15 protein-coding genes are annotated in these 18,734 nt (G+C 55.5%); 10 read left to right on the plus strand and 5 right to left on the minus strand.

Annotated features, from left to right (window positions below; translation table 11 throughout):
• The first annotated feature begins 580 nt into the window (after positions 1-580).
• The 8 genes from DSD30_RS19520 to DSD30_RS19555 all read left to right on the plus strand — a co-directional run bounded on the left by DSD30_RS19520 (position 581) and on the right by DSD30_RS19555 (position 9,949).
• A complete protein-coding gene (locus DSD30_RS19520) occupies positions 581-1,588 on the plus strand; it encodes an ABC transporter permease (protein WP_114011429.1) in 1,008 nt (335 codons plus the stop codon).
• 163 nt (positions 1,589-1,751) lie between these two features.
• On the plus strand, positions 1,752-2,705 hold the full coding sequence (locus DSD30_RS19525) for an autoinducer 2 ABC transporter substrate-binding protein (protein ID WP_245418555.1): 954 nt from the start codon (positions 1,752-1,754) through the stop codon (positions 2,703-2,705).
• A 134-nt stretch (positions 2,706-2,839) separates the two neighbouring features.
• On the plus strand, positions 2,840-4,423 hold the full coding sequence (locus DSD30_RS19530; protein WP_114011431.1) for a sugar ABC transporter ATP-binding protein: 1,584 nt from the start codon (positions 2,840-2,842) through the stop codon (positions 4,421-4,423).
• A complete protein-coding gene (locus tag DSD30_RS19535; protein WP_114011432.1) occupies positions 4,423-5,451 on the plus strand; it encodes an ABC transporter permease in 1,029 nt (342 codons plus the stop codon). The genes DSD30_RS19530 and DSD30_RS19535 overlap by 1 nt, the downstream gene beginning before the upstream one ends.
• A 76-nt stretch (positions 5,452-5,527) precedes the next feature.
• A complete protein-coding gene (locus DSD30_RS19540; protein ID WP_114011433.1) occupies positions 5,528-6,532 on the plus strand; it encodes a dihydroxyacetone kinase subunit DhaK in 1,005 nt (334 codons plus the stop codon).
• A complete protein-coding gene (gene dhaL, locus DSD30_RS19545; RefSeq protein WP_114011476.1) occupies positions 6,532-7,173 on the plus strand; it encodes a dihydroxyacetone kinase subunit DhaL in 642 nt (213 codons plus the stop codon). Before DSD30_RS19540 ends, dhaL (DSD30_RS19545) begins: the two co-directional genes overlap by 1 nt.
• Positions 7,174-7,217: 44 nt before the next feature.
• Positions 7,218-7,868 (plus strand): dihydroxyacetone kinase subunit DhaL, encoded by a 651-nt coding sequence (gene dhaL, locus DSD30_RS19550; RefSeq protein WP_114011434.1) that lies wholly within the window; start codon positions 7,218-7,220, stop codon positions 7,866-7,868.
• Entirely contained in the window at positions 7,868-9,949 is a 2,082-nt protein-coding gene (locus tag DSD30_RS19555) for a bifunctional sugar-binding transcriptional regulator/dihydroxyacetone kinase subunit DhaK (protein WP_114011435.1), read from the plus strand. The genes dhaL (DSD30_RS19550) and DSD30_RS19555 overlap by 1 nt, the downstream gene beginning before the upstream one ends.
• Positions 9,950-10,127: 178 nt before the next feature.
• Here the strand turns inward: DSD30_RS19555 and DSD30_RS19560 are convergent, their stop codons facing one another.
• A complete protein-coding gene (locus tag DSD30_RS19560; protein ID WP_114011436.1) occupies positions 10,128-11,039 on the minus strand; it encodes a LysR family transcriptional regulator in 912 nt (303 codons plus the stop codon).
• Between the two features lie 190 nt (positions 11,040-11,229).
• Here DSD30_RS19560 and bla point away from each other — a divergent pair, with 190 nt between their 5' ends.
• On the plus strand, positions 11,230-12,111 hold the full coding sequence (gene bla, locus DSD30_RS19565) for a class A beta-lactamase (protein WP_114011437.1): 882 nt from the start codon (positions 11,230-11,232) through the stop codon (positions 12,109-12,111).
• 19 nt (positions 12,112-12,130) lie between these two features.
• Here the strand turns inward: bla and DSD30_RS19570 are convergent, their stop codons facing one another.
• Complete coding sequence (locus tag DSD30_RS19570; RefSeq protein WP_157967788.1) at positions 12,131-13,210, minus strand: phosphatase PAP2 family protein; 1,080 nt, start codon at positions 13,208-13,210, stop codon at positions 12,131-12,133.
• A gap of 293 nt (positions 13,211-13,503) precedes the next feature.
• Here DSD30_RS19570 and DSD30_RS19575 point away from each other — a divergent pair, with 293 nt between their 5' ends.
• Positions 13,504-15,768, plus strand: a complete 2,265-nt coding sequence (locus DSD30_RS19575; protein ID WP_114011439.1) for an efflux RND transporter permease subunit — start codon at positions 13,504-13,506, stop codon at positions 15,766-15,768.
• 116 nt (positions 15,769-15,884) lie between these two features.
• Here DSD30_RS19575 and DSD30_RS19580 read toward each other — a convergent pair whose 3' ends face one another.
• The 3 genes from DSD30_RS19580 to DSD30_RS19590 are packed head-to-tail and all read right to left on the minus strand — an operon-like array spanning position 15,885 to position 18,684.
• Entirely contained in the window at positions 15,885-16,892 is a 1,008-nt protein-coding gene (locus DSD30_RS19580; protein WP_114011440.1) for an ABC transporter ATP-binding protein, read from the minus strand.
• Between the two features lie 2 nt (positions 16,893-16,894).
• Entirely contained in the window at positions 16,895-17,734 is an 840-nt protein-coding gene (locus tag DSD30_RS19585) for a carbohydrate ABC transporter permease (RefSeq protein ID WP_114011441.1), read from the minus strand.
• Positions 17,731-18,684: a carbohydrate ABC transporter permease gene (locus tag DSD30_RS19590; RefSeq protein WP_245418551.1), complete on the minus strand. Its 954-nt coding sequence runs from the start codon at positions 18,682-18,684 to the stop codon at positions 17,731-17,733. The genes DSD30_RS19585 and DSD30_RS19590 overlap by 4 nt, the downstream gene beginning before the upstream one ends.
• Between the last annotated feature and the right edge of the window lie 50 nt (positions 18,685-18,734).

Consider the following 18,734-nt stretch of genomic DNA (forward strand, 5'->3'; position numbering starts at 1 on the left):
CTCCCGGGCCTGGCGCGACACGCACGAACGGCGACAGGAGAGGGTCCTTGCCGAACCTCGGCATCACACCCTTCTACTGTCTCAAAATGCAGGCAGACACACCATACTACATCTGTCTTCTGCGACAATCTGACAGAGAAGATAACCTTAGCTTGTCTGGTTGAAAGCAAATGAGATGGGCGTGCCGTTAGAGCAGCCGACCCGCGACCAAGAGGCGTGTGGAGCGCTGGCACATATCCACTGACGCATGGGATAAAACGTGCCGGTTTCCGGCCTGGCGCCCAGTTTCTCGCCATGGTTGAGATGCACAAAACTCTTCCCTCTATAAATGGTTGAAACTGAAAATTTCGAGCCCTCCTCCACCATATGTACCTTCACGCAATCGACTGAAATGCAACACTATCTAACTCATCAAAGGTCCATATTATCGTTATAATTCAATGATATAATCAAATGTAAAATAGCATTTGACATTTGTAATTTGCTTCTCTAGCCTCTGGATCATGCAATGCGTTCCTTGTCCGCCGGGAGTGGACATGGCTCTGATGGCCGTAAGGACAAAGGCGCAGGAGGAGTGGAAATGTCTTCCAAATTCTATGATGGCCAAATGGGCTTTCTGGCGCTGATCAACGCGCTCGTTTTGATAGCCTCTTGGTTTCTGGTCGGCCCCAAATTTGTGGGCCTGTACAATATGCAATCCATGGCAACTCAGGTTTCCGAACTTGGCTTGCTGGCCCTCGGCGTGATGCTCGCCATGGCAGCCGGGCGGGGTGGCATTGATCTGTCCGGGATCGCGCTTGCCAACCTGTCCGGGGTGATTGCCTTCATGTTGACCCCGCTCATCACCACCGCACAGGAAGCCCCACTGCTCTATTGCTGGACATTTGCCGGCATTTCCCTCGTGGTTGGTTTTCTCGGCGGGGCAGTGAATGGCGCTCTGGTAGGCTATGCCGGGCTAACGCCCATCATCGCAACATTGGGCACACAAATGGCCTTCACCGGCATTGCCGTGGGCCTGACTGGTGGATCGGCCCTGCGCCTTGGTTATATTCCGCCGCTGGATGATTTCGCCAACATGCCGTTTATGGGCGTTCCGATCAGTTTCGCTCTGTTTGTCGGGGTCGCGTTGGTGCTGGCGCTGATGCTTCGTTACACATCCTACGGCATGCGCCTGTTCCTGTTGGGGAGCAATGATCTGGCTGCGCGCTATAGCGGCATCCCTGTTCGGCGCATGTATTTCATGACTTACACCATCGCAGGCATGCTGGCGTCGCTTGCCGGCGTCATCATCGCGGCGCGCACATCATCGATCAAGTGGGATTATGGCTCCTCTTATGTGATGGTTGCGATCCTCATTGCCGTGATGGCCGGTGTGAAGCCCGAGGGCGGCTATGGACGCGTGATCTGTGTCCTGATGTCGGCCTTTGCGCTGCAGGTCATGTCGTCCCTGTTCAACTTCATGCATTTGTCGAATTTCTTCCGCGACAGCGCCTGGGGGCTGCTGCTGCTGCTCTTCCTGGCCGCCTCGCGCGTGGATCTGACGACCTATTTGCATTTCAGACATCCAGCCGTACCCAAGAAGGCTTGATGCAAAGGACTTTCCATCCGGATCGAAGGTGATCCGGATGGGCTTGGCGATCCGGGCGGCGCCCCTTGCGCCCGAAGCATAGTCGCACCGCGGGCAAGAACCTTGTGTGGAGGAAAGTATGAAACATTCTCAGCTGCTTCTGGCTGGCATTTCAGCTCTGGCGATGGTTGGCGTGAGCCTTCCTGCTCTTGCTGCCGACAAAGAAATCGTAACCGTTGTAAAGGTCACTGGCGAAAACTGGTTCACCCGCATGGATGAAGGGGTTCAGGCCTTTGACAAAGACACCGACGGCATCAAGGCGCGTCAGGTCGGTCCGGCCAAGGCCGATGCGGCCCAGCAGACCGCCATCATTCAGGATCTGATCGCGCAGGAAGTCGACGCCATCACGATCGTACCGATGGACCCTTCCGCGCTTGAAGGCATTCTGCGCCGTGCCATGCAGCGTGGCATTGTTGTCACGACCCATGAGGCCGATAATCTGCAGAATACACAGGTCGACATGGAAGCCTTCGACAACCATGAATTCGGCGCCCACTTCGCCAAGCAGATTGTCGATTGCATGGGCGGTGAGGGCAAATGGACTTCCTTCGTTGGTTCTGTCGGCAGTCTGACCCATGTGCAATGGGCAGATGGTGGCGAAGCCTATGCCAAAGACTTCCCTGGCATGGAACTTGTTTCTCCCAAGAACGAAAGCTTCAATGACGCCAACCGTGCCTATGAACTGGCGAAGGAAATCCTGCGCACCTATCCTGACATCAAGGGTTTCCAGGGTGGATCTGCGATTGACGTGATCGGCATTGGCCGCGCCGTCGAGGAAGCTGGTCTTGAAGACGAAACCTGCGTCATCGGTCTTGGTCTTCCAAAAGATACCGGTCCATATCTTGAAACCGGTGCGGTTGACTCCATCGCATTCTGGGATCCAAAGGATGCCGGTTATGTGATGAATATCCTGACCAAAATGACCCTTGAAGGCACCGAAATCAAAGACGGTATGGATCTGGGTGTTCGGGGCTACAACAATGTGAAAGTCTCTCAAGGTCCCGGCGAAGGCATCATTGTTCGCGGCCAGGCCTGGGTCGATGTCGATAAGTCCAACTACAACGACTATCCATTCTAAGACTTGAGGTCTTTCTTCTGGTCCGGCGGTCAAATGTCGGGCCAGCCTTGGGCTTGAGGCTCAACCATTTTCGCAAATCAGGAGCTGTTGTGGTGACTAAGTCGGGTTCAGGTTCAGAGCATCCACAAGACAATGTGGTTCAACTCTCCGGCCATCAGCATGCCGAGCCGTCCACGCCCTTCCTTGAAGTGCGCGATCTGCACAAGCGCTTCGGTGGTGTGCATGCGCTGCAGGGCGTGAGTTTGAAGATCGAGCGCGGTCAGATCTATCATCTGCTCGGAGAAAATGGCTGCGGCAAAAGCACATTGATCAAAGTGATTTCAGGGGCGCATCTGCCCACCGAAGGGCAGTTGATCGTCAATGGCAAGGAGCAAAAGGACTTCAGTCCCATCAAGGCGCTGGAAGCCCGGATCGAGACCGTCTATCAGGATCTGTCTTTGTTGCCAAACCTGACTGTCGCCGAGAATATCGGCCTGTGCCAGCAATTGGTCAGCTCCAACGGTGCCCTGTTCCGCCGTCTCGATGGCGGACAACTACAGGATACAGCCATCCGCGCCCTGCAAGTGGTGGGCCTTCCCATTGATCGGCGGTTCCGCAACACTGAAGTGTCCCGTTTGCCGATTGCCACGCGCCAGCTCGTTGCCATTGCCCGCGCGGTGGCCAGCAAGGCCGGGCTGGTGATCATGGATGAACCCACAACCGCCCTCACCCATTTCGAAGTGAAGAATCTCATCGCTGTGGTGCGTCGCCTGCAGGAAGACGGTGTTTCCGTCCTGTTCGTGACCCACAAGCTTGATGAATGCAAAGCCATCGGCGGGCATGGTTTGGTCATGCGCGATGGCAAGCTTGTCTGCAATTGCGACATTACCGATATCACGACCGCGCGTCTGGGCTATCTGATGACCGGCCGCGAGCTTAACGAGGGACGCTATCGGGAAGCCCAGAAAGCAGGCGATCCGTTGCTCCGCCTCTCCGGCCTTGGCAAGTCCGGCGCTTTTGTCGATATTGATCTTGCTCTCGCACGCGGGGAAATCCTCGGTGTGACCGGATTGCTGGATTCTGGCCGCAACGAGTTGGCCAAGGCGCTCGCAGGCGTGGAGGTTGCCGATACCGGAGAGGTTTTCCTTGATGGTGCGCTGGTCGATCTGTCCTCGCCGGGCGACGCCAACAAAGCGGGCATCGGATACGTGCCGGAAGATCGCCTGACAGAAGGCCTGTTTCTGGAGAAACCCATTCTCGACAATACGGTGATGGGCATTCTGGCGCGACTGCGCAACAAGATCGGACTGCTGGACAAGAAACGTGCCGTCGCCGAAACGGAAGAAATGATTGACGATCTGCAGATCGTTGCACCGGATGTCTCTGCACCGGTTCAGTCACTGTCCGGTGGCAACCAGCAAAGGGTGTTGATTGGACGTTGGCTGAAAACCACGCCCAAACTCCTCATTCTTCACGGACCAACCGTCGGGGTCGATGTCGGATCGAAAGACACGATCTATCGCATCATCCAACGGCAAGCCGAGGCAGGCATGGGGATCCTGATCATCTCCGATGACCTGCCGGAATTGCTGCAGAATTGTGATCGCGTCGCGGTCATGCGCAAAGGCAAAATTGCCTCGATATTCCCGGTAGAAGGCCTGACACAGGACAAGCTCTATGCCGAAATGGGCGCCGGACTCGATTTGAAAAAAGACATGGCCAGTCAGGGAGCGAGCTGATGACCGACGCAACCTTTGAAATTCAGACAGGAAAGCGGGAAAGCCTGTTTGCCAGAACCACCGACTGGTTCGCTCGCAACCCGATTGCCTTTCCAATCCTGCTGATCGTGATTGTTTGCCTCGTTGTCGGCAGCATCAATCCGGCCTTTTGGCAACTGGCAAATGTCTTCGACATTCTGCGGGCCTCCGTTATTCGCGGATTGTTTGCCCTTGGCGTGCTGGTGGTTCTTGCAGCCGGTGGACTGGAAGTGTCCTTCTGCTCGGTGGCCGCCCTCGTGATGTATTCCGTCACCATGCTGGTGGTCAATTTTGCTCCTGATCTTGGTATGGTGCCGATCCTGCTGATGGGGGCTCTTGGGGGCACCTTTCTGGGATTGATCAACGGTCTTTTGGTCAACAAGCTCAAGGCGCCGTCGCTGATTGTCACGATCGGCACGCAATATGCTTTCCGCGGTTTCCTGCTGACTTTCATCGGCACCTCGCTGTTCATGAACATTCCAGCCTCAATGGACAATTTCGGGCAGTTGACCCTCGTCACCCTGACCAACGAGTCCAATTTCGAAGTGAAACTGCCCGCCTATGTTCTGATCCTCGTGCTGGCGGCCTTGGTGACATGGTACATTCTCAACAAAACCCTGATCGGACGCGCCATCTTCGCGATTGGGGGCAAGTCGGATATTGCTGAACGGCTCGGCTTCAGCGTGTCGCGCGTGCAGCTGTTTGTCTTCTCTTATGCCGGATTGCTGGCAGGCATTGCAGGAATTTTGCATGTCTCGGCAAACCGGCTCGCCAATCCGTTTGATCTCGCCGGAACCGAGATGCCTGTGATTGCTGCGGTGGTTCTGGGTGGTGCCCGGATTACCGGTGGGTCTGGCACCGTCGGGGGCACCATGTTGGGTGTCATTCTGATCACGCTGGTGTCCAATGTGCTCATTCTGGTGGGCATTCCTTCCACCTGGCAAACTTGTATTCTGGGTGGTTTCATCCTTGTCGCCGGGCTGTTCTTTATCTTGGCCGACAAGAAATAGAGCGGTCTTCCGATGCCCTGCCAATTGCATTCAAGGCCCGTCAAGCGGCCAAATATTGAAATAGGAGCTGCAAATTATGCAAAGGTTCATCAACAATCCCGATGACATCGTGGATGAAACGGTCCGTGGCTTCGTTAAAGCCCATGGCGATCTGGTTAAACTCGATCCGGGCAACGCGCGTGTCGTGGTGTCACAAAGCGCCAAGGCAGAGGGACGGGTCGGCATTGTCACCGGCGGCGGCTCTGGCCATGAACCAGCCTTTGCCGGCTATGTTGGTCGCAACATGGTCGACGCTGTGGCCGTTGGTGAGCTCTTTTCTTCGCCAACCGCCAAGAGTTTCCATGATGCGATCCGGGCAGCCGACAATGGCGCAGGCGTCGCTATTCTGTACGGCAACTATGCCGGGGACAATATGAATGTGAAAATGGCCAGCAAACTGGCCAAGAAAGACGGGATCCCGGTTGCCACCGTGGTTGCTAATGATGATGTCTGCTCTGCGCCGATGGCAGAACGCGAAAAGCGTCGCGGCGTCGCAGGCGAGATCTTTATGTGGAAGATCGGTGGTGCCAAGGCTTCGATCGGAGCCTCCCTCGAAGAGGTTCAGGCATCGGCCCAGAAGGCCATCGATCATTGCCGTTCGGTCGGGCTTGGTCTTGGTCCCTGCACCCTGCCCGCCGTCGGTCATCCCAACTTCAAGATCGAGCCGGGCAAGATGGAAATCGGCATCGGCCACCATGGCGAACCGGGAACCCGCGTCGAGGATCTGGGCACTGCTGACGAGATTGCCGACCAGATGGTTCAGATCGTGCTGGATGATCATGATCTGGCCAAGGGCACTGAGGTCGCTGTTCTGGTTTCGGGATTGGGGGCGACCCCTGTCAACGAGCTGTATGTGCTCTATGATCGCATGGAAAAGCAGATCGCCGAACGCGGCTTGTCGGTTTATCGCGCCTATGTCGGCAACTATTTCACGTCGCTGGAGATGGTCGGGGCCACCCTGACCGTGATGGCACTGGATGATGAGCTCAAGGGGTTGCTCGATATCGAGGCAGAAAGCCCCGGATTCAAATGGAGAGGATGATGGCTGAATTTGCAAATGCAGGGGCTGGCGGGCTGGTTGCCGATCTGGCGAAAGTCATTGTCGACAACAAGGCCTATCTGTCCGAGATCGATGGCAAGATTGGCGATGGAGACCACGGCGTCAACATGGCCAAGGGTTTTGGCAGGTCAGCCGAGCGGCTGACCGGAGAGGAAAGCCTGAGCGACGCGTTTTCCCTGCTGTCCGATGTTTTGATGAGCGAAATCGGCGGCTCGATGGGCCCGCTCTATGGCATGATGTTTTCCGGCATGGCCGAGGCTATCGAGGACGAGGACATGATCGATGCCGATGTGTTCGGCGCGATGCTGCAGAACGGGCTTGATGAGGTGATGGATATCGGTTCGGCCAAGCTCGGCGACAAGACGCTGCTGGATGCCTATATCCCGGCAGTGGCAGCCTACAAGGCGGCCCTTGCGGATGGCGGCACAATGCCCACAGCCCTCGACGCCCTGTGCTCTGCTGCACAGACCGGTCGCGACAGCACCATCGACATGGTTGCCAAGGTTGGCCGCTCGGCCCGTCTGGGGGATCGGTCAAGGGGGGTGCTGGATGCCGGCGCAACCTCGTGCAGCCTCATTCTGTGCAGTCTGGCGGAAGGGGTAAAACAACGCCTTCAGGGGTGAAGATCATCTTGCGGAGGACGGGGCCGCAGGATATATTTCCGCCCATGAAGCAAGTAGGTGTTGACGATATTGTTGCCGTGCTGCGCGAGGCGGCCGTGCGCATTGGCGATTGCGTGGATTATCTGGGTCGGCTCGATGGAGAAATCGGGGATGGCGACCATGGATATACGATGGCGCGTGGCTTCACGGCCATGGTGCGAGCACTGAACGAGATAGAGACGCAAACGACGGATTTGACGTCTCTTTTCTCGCTCTGCGCCAGCAGTTTTCTTGATTCCGTCGGCGCTACGACCGGCCCCCTTTACGCCTCTGGCCTGTTGCGCGCGGGTCGCTATGCGGAAGGCCGTTCATCATTGGATGCCGATGAGGCCCTGATGCTGCTGGTGGCCATTGGGGACGGGATCGGTGATCGCGGAAAAGCGATCGCAGGCGACAAAACCATGATGGATGTCTGGCTGGCCGTGGGCCAAACGATCAAGGCATCCCGGCAGAATAGCCTCCCACTCGAGCAAACACTTACGGACATCAAGTCTGTTGCCAGGCATGCTGTCGAGAGTACCCGTTCGATGATGGCTGTGCGCGGACGCGCCTCGCGGTTGGGCGAGCGTTCTTTGGGTCATATCGATCCCGGTGCCGCCTCAGCTGCGATCATCGTGGAGTGCTTTGCGGATATTCTGTCGCAAAGGATTCTTTGATGGCTCAGAAACCAACTGCGCAATCTGCACGAAGTGAGCGACTAGCAAGCGATGATGACACTGCCATGCCGCTGCGCTTTGGCAGGGATCCACTCCTTTGGGCCTCATGGCTCTATTACGAAGAAGGCATGACCCAGAGTGACATTGCCCGGATCATCGGGGTGTCGCGTGCCACTGTCATCGCCCATCTGGCGGAAGCCCGCACACGCGGTATCGTCAACATTTCGATTGAGACCAACCGGCTGCGATCCTTGTCGGTGTCAAAGGCCTTGAAGGATCATTTCGGCCTTAAGGATTGCCTTGTCATTCCCGGTGAAGGGGGCGAGCGGTCTCTGATTGAGCGACTGGGGGCTGCGGGTGCGCAGGTACTGCAAACGCTGTTGAAATCCGGAGACACAATCGGGGTAGGATGGGGGCGCACCGTTCTGGCGGTCGCCGAAGCTCTAACCACCTCCAGTCTGCAGGATATGCGCGTCGTTCAGATCACCGGGTCCACCTCGGCTCATGTGCCCTATGCCCCGGCGGCTTGTGCATCGAAGATGGCGTCGGCCATCAATGCCGAATGCATCCCCTTGTCCGCACCCGCCATTGTTTCCAACCCGGACCTCAGGTCGATTTTGACCGATGAACCCCTGATCCGTGAACAACTGGCCTGTCTTGATGCGTTGGACCGGATCATTTTCGGCATTGCCTCAATGCGTCCCAATTCGACCTTGCACAATTCGGGCTTCTTTCACAATGACGGTGCCATGAGCAACGCCTATGCGACCGCAGTCGGGGCCATCGCCGGGCGATATATCGATGATCGCGGTCATCCGGTGCATGGGCCCCTAGACCCGCTGACGGTGGGCATCACCCTGTCCAAATTGCACGCGGTCAAACAGCGGATCGCCATTGCGGGGGGAATTGACAAGGTGCCGGCCATTCTGGCGACCTTGCGCGGCGGTTATGCCAATATTCTCATCACCGATGTCACCACCGGGATGGGTATCCTGAATGCCGAAGGCAAGAGCCATCTGGTTCAGCGCATGCCGCATGAACCGGAAGAAACCGAAGTCATTCAGCGCACTCAGGTGAAAAAATTCCTCAATGCTGCCGAGGATATGGTGGATGAAGCATTGGAAGGGGCCGTGATGGAACATGCTGCCTTCCTTGAGCCCGCCAAGCAATCCAATCGGGCACTGGTTGCCAGGAATGGCCCGCGCCCGGGCAAGGTCGGACTGGTGATTGGCGGGGGGGCAGGACATGACCCCGGCTTCCTTGGCTATGTCGGGCCCGGCCTGGCAGATGCCGTCGCCATCGGCAATATTTTCGCTTCGCCTCCCCCTGCCCCGATTCTTGACTGCACCCGTGCGGTGAATCGCGATGCCGGCGTCGTGCATCTGTTTGGCAACTATTCGGGCGACATTCTCAACTTTGAAATGGCCGCAGAAATGGCGCAGGCAGAGGGCATCGAGGTGCGCACGGTGATCACGACAGACGATGTCGCATCTTCTCATCTTGACGACCGCGAAGGGCGTCGCGGGGTGGCGGGCAACGTGTTTGTCTTCAAGGTGGCGGGCGCGGCCTGCGACCAGATGATGAGCCTTGATCGCGTCGAAGAACTTGCCCGCAAGGCCAATGAGCGCACCTGCACATTCGGCGTTGCCCTAGAGCCTTGTTCCATGCCGGAAACGCGCCGACCGACCTTCCTGCTTGGCGAAACCGAAATGGAGGTTGGCGTCGGTGTCCATGGGGAGCCGGGTATCGCACGTCAGGCGGTGATGACGGCAGATGATGCCGCGGACTTGATGGTTGATCGCATCCTCGCGGACATGAGCCTCGAGAAGCAGGATGAAGTGGCTTTATTGATCAATTCGCTTGGGTCAACGCCCTTGATGGAGCTGTATATCATTGGCCGCCGGGTCCGTCAGAGGCTCAATGCCAAGGGTGTGAAGATCATCCGCAGCTGGACCGGCAACTATTTCACCTCACTGGACATGGTGGGTGTGTCCATATCGATGATGCATCTGGATCATGAACTGCTGACCCTGTTGGACCATCCCTGCAATTCCGCCTTTTTCAGGATCGGGGATCACTGAAGCGCACACTGTTCTTGCCAATGCCCGTGGCGCCTTCAACGCTCGTCGCTTCGATGGAAAGACTGAGGTGAAGGCTTCGGTTTCACCCTCAAGCTCATGTTTGAAAGCGCTCCTGCATACCGAGCCACGCGATCAGTCCAATCATAATTCATGCGCGCACCGGCCGAAACAAGACGCCTCATTGTTTCATGGGCTGTGGTTCCGTCTCTTGTTCTGGCTCTGAGGACGAAGCGGCGTCTATCAGCCAGTTTTCGAACAGGTCATATGCGGGACTATGCTCCTTCGTGGTCAATCTGGTTATCCAATACCTGCCCGTTGTGATTTCTTCTTCAAAACACCGCACAAGGCTGCCCGCAGCCAATCGGGATTCAAACATCCTGAAGGGCAGCAAGGCGATGCCATATCCGTCCGTCACCAGATCTGCCATTGCCACTGAGGAGTCAAATATCGGCCCTTCCAGAAGCGGCGCTGCCATCCCCGCCTTGCTGAACCACAAAGGCCACTCATCGGAGCGGTATGATCTGAGAAGCCTCTGCTTGTGCAAGCTGGTCTTGCCCTCCAGCCTTGCTGCAACAAGCGGCGCACAAAGCGGTGTCAAAGGCGCTGTCATCAGAGGTTTCGCCTCCAGCCCGGGCCACCGGCCCTCCCCGAACCGGATCGCGGCATCCAGCCCTTCCTGCGCGATGCTCACCCGGTTGTTGTTTGTGTAAATCCTGATGCGTATTTCGGGATGCAGATGCTCGAACTCTCCCAACCGTCTCAGAAGCCATCCTGTGGCAAAGGTGGTGACGACCCCGAGATTGAGCGTCTCCTCAAAGCGCCTGCCCTGAAATCTGTCGAGAAGTCCCCCGATCCGGTCGAAGCTGGTGGAAAGCACGGGCAGGAGCAATCGCGCTTCTGCCGTGAGCAAAAGTCCTCCGCGGGTTCGGTGAAAAAGCTGAAAGCCCAACAGGTCTTCCAGCCGTGCAATCTGATGACTGACCGCCGCTTGCGTCACACGCAGCTCAACAGCGGCATTTGTGAAACTGCCCTGTCTTGCAGTTGCTTCGAACGTGCGCAGGGCATTCAGAGGGATATCCGGGCGATCCATTTACATGACTCAATCTTATGCTCATCAGGAAAATTAGTCGTTTGATAGCATATTTCGTCGCGTGCATAGTGATGAAAATGACTTTTCTTAATGATCCCGTCATCCTGCTTGCCGGTATTCACCAAAATTTTGGCACCCTCGGCGACATCATCGGCGGCATCTTCACGCGTCAATCAACAGGAGTAAATCCATGACAGAAAATTGCCGCCCTTCGCTGAGGGCCGTCTTTTTGGGCTTTGCGCTGTGTGCAGCCTTTTCCAGTCTCGCTGTGGCACAAGAGCTTGGCGAGACCGTTGCCGCATGGGAGACCAAACTGGATGGCCGCATCGGCGTGATCTTGCGCGATACAGCGTCCGACTGGACCTATAGCCATCGCTCGGATGAACGCTTCCCCATGGCCAGCACTTTTAAATCCTTGCTTTGCGGCGCGGTTCTGGGAGAGGTTGATGCAGGCCGCGAAAGCCTGACCAATCAGGTCACATACAGCAAGAAAGATCTGGTTTACTGGTCTCCCATCACCCAAAAGCATCTTGCTAGTGGCTTGCCAATCTCAGCTCTGTGCGAGGCAGCGGTCACCATGAGTGACAATGCCGCTGCCAACCTGTTGCTCAAACGGGTGAACGGGCCTGCTGGCCTCACTGGCTTTTTGCGAGGGATCGGCGATGCGACAACCCGTCTGGACAGATGGGAACCTGAGATGAGCAAAGGCACGCCGAAAGATCCCAGAGACACAACAAGCCCGCGTGCCATAACGACCTCGTTGCACAATCTTCTGTTTGGCGGTGCCCTTCAGCCTGCGTCTGCTGCTCTGCTCAAGCAATGGATGATTGATGATCAGGTCGCCGACAAACTGATCCGCCCCCATGTTCCAGACGGCTGGATCATCGGCGACAAGACCGGCAGCGGCGGTCACGGCACGCGGGCAATCGTTGCCTTTTTGCAAACGCCGAAGGGTCAGACCTTTATGGCAGCGATTTACATCACGCAAAGCAAGGCAGGAAAGGATGCGCGGAACCAAGCCATCTCGGCAATTGGTCGAGCCATGATTTCCGAGATCAAGAAGCACTTTTGAAATACGAAGCCACGTCTTTCTACTCGTTTTGTGCGCGGTGGATGGCTCGGATGCTCAACTGCGAAGACAAGCGCCACATGATCGATACAAGTGCGATCGACACCACCCCATCCAATAGATAATGCCAGGCGAGAAGGAAGGACCCCAAAAATATCAGGATTGCATAGGAAAAGCCGATGATGAAAGCGGTGTATCCGTATTTCTTGAATGAAATCGCGATCAGAAACGCAAGATAAACATGGATACTCGGCATCGCCGATATGCCGGAAACCGGTATGTCGGCATTGCTGTATGCGTCCAGCAGCAAGCCTTGCAGAACAACTGCCCACACACCGCTTGTTCGCGCGTGGATATCATTCAGTGTCAGGTTCAAAGCGTCATATGCATCGATTCCGGCAAAAAAACTCCCATGGAAGACAGGGCCGACTGAAGAGAAAAGCAACGCAATAATATTTCCGGCCACAAGCAACCCGAAAACATAGCAATAGAGAATGCGGATCTGCTCTTTTGCGTCCTTTTTGAGGGACAAATAAAAAGCAAAAATCACGATGATGGCCGTCCAGCCAAGATAAAGGGCGTCCAGAAACACAATCAGATACTCATATTGATAGACCCAGCCGAACAGTTCATGCGGAAACTGACCAAAGAACAATCGGTGTTCCAGATCTGCTATGGCCGGATCGGCATAGAAGGGAACCAGTTTCGGGATCGTGGATTTGAATATGGAGAATGAGGTGTAGGCAATTATGAAAATGCAATAGGCATTCAAGAATTGCCCCGCCCGATGCCCATTCCGCAAAGCGGAATAATAGCTTTGCATCAAGGACAGGAACGGTCTTTCAGTGCCCTTGAGGCGTATTTTTGTATATCTGAGTAAAGTGAGAACAAGAAAATACGAAAAGAACAAAATGAATGACGTGTAGAAATAGGCAATCCCAACGCGAAAGACCGGAGTGATGCCTTTCAAGTATGAGACCGTCAAAAAACCAGACATATGCAGGATGACGATGATGTAGAAATCCCGGTAGAGTTTGCTGGCTTGAAGAAAGCCGTGAAGGAAAATGGAAATGGCTTCCTTCGGATAGGGAACATTCTCCAATTTCGTTGGAAAACTGGCACTTCTCATTATCCTGATCCCAACAGATTTGGTCTCGTCAAGAGAAGTGTGAAGAAGAAAAGAATTGGTTTCAAGTGAACTAGTACACAATAACAGGGCAGTACTGGACCAAAGAATATATCGATGGGTCGTCGGATCTTGTAAGCTTTATCTAACTCAGCATCGGGGTAAGGCGCCCGCAACGCAACCATTTGGCGTTTGAGTGCTGTTGGGAGACAAACAGCAATCTGGTTTCCCCGCTGCACGACTAACACACGAAGATCTGGTGGTAGAAGATGGTTGTCAGTTTTGGTCTCGAACGCCTTGGGTTGCTTTCCCAGAAATATCCAAGATCGATGCTCGGTGCCGTTCTCCTTGCCTGCATCTTCTTTTTATATGGGGCGGCTCATCTTGGCATTGATAGCAATATCCGTGACTTGTTCAAGTCCGACAACGCTGCCTATGGCAAATTCGAAGAAGCCACAAAACAGTATCCCAGCCGGGAAAATGACATCCTGCTGCTTGTCGAAGGCGACAATCTGCTCGACCCGGACATACTGCATCGCTTGGGCGAGCTATCGCTCGACGTGATGCTGCTGGATGGTGTGCAAAAGGTCATCTCGATTTTCGATGCCCAACATGTTCCCTCCCAAAGCAATCCTTCGTCCGGCTTCATCATACCCGACGCGTTTGACCCAACCTATGACAGGAATGAAGTGGCAGCGGCCCTCAAGAAGCACCCCTTTGTCGCCAAGACTCTCCTGTCAGATGACGACAAGGCGACGCTATTCATCATCAATCTCGATGAGGGGCTGACGGATCTTGCGCAAGTGCGTTTGCTCTGTGATGAAATCAAGCAACTGGCGAAAACAGGCACCGCTGGACAATCGGTTCGGGTCAGCCTGACCGGTATTCCCGTTGTGCGTACATTGTTGCTGGATGTCCTGAACTCGGACAAGTTGACGTTCCGACTGGCATCCTACTTGCTCAGCATATTGCTCGCATGGCTCTTTTTCGGACAGTTCCGGTATATGATCCTGGCCATTGCGCCGCCTCTGGTTGTCACCATTTGGCTGCTTGGAGGCATGGGATGGACCGGACGCAATATCAACGCCATCACCAATGTGGTGCCGACCTTGGTGATGATCATTACCTTTTCCAATGCCATCCATTTCCTGATTGCTCTTCGGCGACACCAATTGGCGGGGCTGTCGCGCGATGATGCGATCGCAACAACCATCCGGACAGTCGGACCGGCCAGCGTCCTGACATCCATCACCACGGCGATTGCCCTGATATCCCTCACCCTTGCCGGTCAGCCCACAATCACAACCTTTGCCCTCACCGCTGCCTATGGAACAGCTCTGGCCTTCATTGCCGTTCTGGCCATCATTCCCGCGCTGGCAACCCTTTTGCTCAAAGAAGGGCATGTCCCGTCGGGTGGCCACCTTTTTGCAAAACTGGTTGCGTATCTGAGCGAAGCTGCCAGCAGTCTGGTCATGAAATGGGGCAGAGGGATTGCCCTGAGCGGGGCGCTGATGGTCGCCGCCGGCGGGTACCTCTATTCACTCAACGAGCCCCATTTCTTCTATACCGATCATCTGCCACGGGACAGCGACGCCTATCATGCGATCAAGACGATCGACCAGAAGCTGAGTGGCACGAGCAACATTCAGGTTTTCTTGCAGTGGCAATCGGCACGCAGCGAGGTGAGCGCGGACATGATCGACCTGATTGGAGAGGTGCATCGGATCCTGAAGGCTGAGCAGGACATCAGGCAGGTCTGGTCCCTTTACAGCCTCTATGATTGGCGGCGCAAGGCAGGCAAGACCGATGCAGAGATACGGGCCTTTTTCCATGAGAATGTGGATTCCCTCGGGACATTCATATTGCTTCCCCAACGCTCGGCCCTTGTGAGTGGCCAATTGCCCGAGATGGATGCGCAGCAACTCAACCCCTTGCTCGAGAGCCTTGAAACGAAGCTGTCACAGCTGGCAATGCAGTATCCTGACGCCGATATCACGGTCACGGGCATCGCTGCACAAACGGCGCGGTCCACCAGAGATATCATCGGCAATCTCAGCGCCAGTCTTGCGGTCGCGATTGTCCTGATCATTGTTTTGATCGGTTGCCTTCTCCGCTCTCCCATCACGGCTCTTTATGCAATCTTGCCGAACCTGCTGCCGCTGACCAGTGTGGGCGCTTTTCTTTATCTCTCCGGGCATGGTTTGCAGTTCAACAGCATCATCGCCTTGACGGTTGGATTTGGCATTGCGGTGGATAGCACCATTCACATGCTGAATTACTATCATGGCACCAGGGCCGCCTTGCCGATCTGGCAGGAAAGGCTCAATGAGACCATCAGACATATCGGGCCGGCTCTAATCGTTTCGACATTGGCCTTGCTGACAGGGGGCGTGACGATCCTGAGCCCGATGCCAACAACCCAGCTTTACGGCATTCTGTCTGTGATGGTGCTGGTGATGGCGCTGATCGGCGATCTTCTGGTCCTGCCCGCCATCATCAGGACGTGGGAAAGCACCCGCCCCAAAGCTTCGTGATGCAATCCGGATCCCGGTTTGACTCCATGTTCGCCCCCCTTTGGCGACGAACTCCCTGCGACAATGCCGGATGAATGCGGTGGCATCATCGGCAGATTCGATGCAGGGCCGAAATATCAGCGCACCGGGCTGCCATTTGCATCGAAGCGGTAGGCTCGGCTCATATCCGGTGTCAGATAGACCGGACCGTGGGTCGTGAATGGTGCTCGCCCTGCCGCACGCACCACCAGTGGCTTGTCGCAAAAATCGGTTTCGACATGCAGATAGGTGTCCGAGCCCAAAGCCTCGGCAAGGATCACCTTGCCCTGCCATTCTCCACTCTCGCAGGAGGCGTTGATATCTTCAGGCCGCAGGCCAAGCACATGAGCCTTTTGTTTTTCCGCAAGGGCACCGGTGATGAAGTTCATTTTCGGGGACCCGATGAAACTGGCAACAAACTGGCTCGCGGGCTTGTCAAAAAGCTCCATCGGCGTGCCGACCTGTTCGATCTTGCCACCATTCAGCACGACAATCCGGTCTGCGAGCGTCATGGCCTCATACTGATCATGGGTCACATAGATCATGGTGGTATCACTCAGTTTCCCGTGAAGGCGAGCGATCTCGACACGTGTGTCCGAGCGTAAAGCGGCATCCAGATTAGACAGAGGTTCGTCGAACAGGAAGACCCGCGGCTTTCTGGTTATGGCCCGGCCAATGGCCACCCGCTGGCGCTGTCCGCCTGAAAGCTGCTTGGGCTTTCGATCCATCAGTTCGGTGATCTGAAGCATTTTCGCTGCTTCTTCGACCCGAGAGCGGATTTCCTCTTTGGTCAGTTTCGCCTGCTCCAGCCCGAACGCCATATTCTCGAATACATTCATGTGCGGATAAAGGGCATAAGACTGGAAGACCATCGACACCCCCCGATCAGCGGGCAGAACGTCATTCATATTCTCGCCATCGATAAGCAGGTCCCCTTGCGTGATATCCTCAAGGCCGGCAATCATCCGCAGAAGGGTCGATTTTCCGCAGCCCGAAGGCCCGACGAAAACCACAAACTCTCCCTTTTGAAGCGAAAGATTGATATCGCGCAGCACCTCGACCCGGTCGTAGCATTTACGAACATTGATCAGCTCAACAGTGGCCATGGTTACCCCTTTACCGCGCCTGCAGTCAGGCCGGATATGATTTTTCGTTGAAAGGCTAGAACGAGCAGAATAAGTGGCACGGTGACAATCACCGAAGCCGCCATGATGTTGCCCCAGGGCACCTCGAACTCGGATTGCCCCGAAATCATGGCAATGGCAACAGGGACCGTGCGTTGCGCGTCTGTCGACAGGAACGTGAGGGCGAACAGGAACTCGTTCCATGCATGAATGAAGGCCAACAATCCGGTTGTCACCATAGCGGGCCACAGAAGCGGCAGGAAAATCCGGCGAATGATGGTCAAGGGTTTGGCGCCGTCCATGATCGCGGCCTCTTCCAGCTCAATCGGCAGTTCACGCATGAATGTCGTGAGGACCCAGACCGTGAATGGCAGGGTGAAGATCATGTAGGAGAAGACCAGAGACCAAAGCGAATTGAACAGGCCGAACGCCCGGATCATTGCAAAGAGCCCCGAAAGCACAGCGATTTGCGGGAACATCGATACCGACAGGATCGTGAAAAGCAATGCCCCCCGACCACGGAAGCGGATGCGCGCCAAACCATAAGAGGCCGTAACCGCCAGCACGAGGGAGGCAATCACCACGACAGTTGCCACGAAGACCGAATTGAGGATCTGGGAGAAGAAATAGCCGTCTTCGAATGCGGAAATATAGTTCTTTATATCAAAATCGCGCGGGAAATAGTCCACTTCAAACAGGGACTGTCCGGATTTGAAGCTGGTCAGGATGGCATAGTAAAAGGGAAACAGGGCCTGCAGTACAATCACCGCCAGAAGGATGTAGAAGCCGAAACTCTTGAGCAGGTTGACTTGTTTACGCGTCATGACTTGTCCCCTGAAAGATCCATTTTGGTGCCATAGATGAAGCTGATTGTGATGAGGGCAATGATCAGGAACAGAAGCGTCGACGCCGCCGACCCATAGGCGAAATTGTCATAATCAAAGAGATTTTCCCGCGCAAAGACCGACATGGAGCGCGTCTCGTCGGAATTGGGCGTCATGATATAGACGACATCGAACACGCGTAGGGCATCAAGAGCACGAAAGACGATGGCGACCAGCACGGCTGGCATGACCAGAGGCAGGGTCACCTTGCGAAACAGCTTGATTGGTCCGATCTGGTCGAGACGCGCCGCCTCATAGATGTCACGCGGGATCATCTGCAGTCCAGCCAAAATGAGCAGGGCCATGAAGGGGGTCGTCTTCCAGATGTCGACGATCAGGATTGCGGTCATGGCTGTATCAGGCGACGCTGTCCATGCGATCGGTTTGGAAATCAGACCGAGAGTCAACATCAGGTCATTGATGATGCCGAACTGGTCATGGAGCATCCAGACCCACAATTTGGCGGACACAACAGTCGGAATGGCCCACGGCACCAGAACAGCGGCGCGCACAAAACTGCGGCCAGCAAACTGCTTGTTTAACACCAGAGCGATAATCATGCCGAATAGTGTTTCCAGCGAAACCGAGATAAAAGCAAATCGCAATGTGTTCCAAACGGCTTGCCACCAGCGTTCATCCGCCAGAAGGCCGAGCCATTCCCCGTCGCCATCGCCATAGTCAAGCCATTCGAGGTAATTCTGAAGCCCGACGAACCGGGCGCTATCGATGGAATTCAGCGAGGCATCCGTGAAGCCGTACCAGATGGTTTCGGCCAGCGGGTAAAGGGCAACGATGGCCAACACGACCAGCATGGGAGCGACAAACATCCAGGCAGAACGGGTGCGCTGCCTTATCAGTCCCGTCTGCCGGGCTCCCGATCCAGAAGTCATTGGTCCACTCCTCATGGCGCACTTGGATATGCTCTTGTGGGTGGGTCCGG

This window comes from Cohaesibacter intestini (assembly GCF_003324485.1).
GTDB classification, from domain to species: domain Bacteria; phylum Pseudomonadota; class Alphaproteobacteria; order Rhizobiales; family Cohaesibacteraceae; genus Cohaesibacter; species Cohaesibacter intestini.

What these genes read in the sequence shown, in the direction of transcription:
- dhaL (WP_114011434.1), top strand. Translation starts at nt 7,218, where the DNA reads ATGAAGCAAGTAGGTGTTGACGATATTGTTGCCGTGCTGCGCGAGGCG.
- DSD30_RS19575 (WP_114011439.1), top strand. Translation starts at nt 13,504, where the DNA reads ATGGTTGTCAGTTTTGGTCTCGAACGCCTTGGGTTGCTTTCCCAGAAA.
- DSD30_RS19585 (WP_114011441.1), bottom strand. Translation starts at nt 17,734, where the DNA reads ATGACGCGTAAACAAGTCAACCTGCTCAAGAGTTTCGGCTTCTACATC.
- dhaL (WP_114011476.1), top strand. Translation starts at nt 6,532, where the DNA reads ATGGCTGAATTTGCAAATGCAGGGGCTGGCGGGCTGGTTGCCGATCTG.
- DSD30_RS19535 (WP_114011432.1), top strand. Translation starts at nt 4,423, where the DNA reads ATGACCGACGCAACCTTTGAAATTCAGACAGGAAAGCGGGAAAGCCTG.
- DSD30_RS19580 (WP_114011440.1), bottom strand. Translation starts at nt 16,892, where the DNA reads ATGGCCACTGTTGAGCTGATCAATGTTCGTAAATGCTACGACCGGGTC.
- DSD30_RS19590 (WP_245418551.1), bottom strand. Translation starts at nt 18,684, where the DNA reads ATGACTTCTGGATCGGGAGCCCGGCAGACGGGACTGATAAGGCAGCGC.
- DSD30_RS19520 (WP_114011429.1), top strand. Translation starts at nt 581, where the DNA reads ATGTCTTCCAAATTCTATGATGGCCAAATGGGCTTTCTGGCGCTGATC.
- DSD30_RS19540 (WP_114011433.1), top strand. Translation starts at nt 5,528, where the DNA reads ATGCAAAGGTTCATCAACAATCCCGATGACATCGTGGATGAAACGGTC.
- DSD30_RS19555 (WP_114011435.1), top strand. Translation starts at nt 7,868, where the DNA reads ATGGCTCAGAAACCAACTGCGCAATCTGCACGAAGTGAGCGACTAGCA.
- bla (WP_114011437.1), top strand. Translation starts at nt 11,230, where the DNA reads ATGACAGAAAATTGCCGCCCTTCGCTGAGGGCCGTCTTTTTGGGCTTT.
- DSD30_RS19560 (WP_114011436.1), bottom strand. Translation starts at nt 11,039, where the DNA reads ATGGATCGCCCGGATATCCCTCTGAATGCCCTGCGCACGTTCGAAGCA.
- DSD30_RS19525 (WP_245418555.1), top strand. Translation starts at nt 1,752, where the DNA reads ATGGTTGGCGTGAGCCTTCCTGCTCTTGCTGCCGACAAAGAAATCGTA.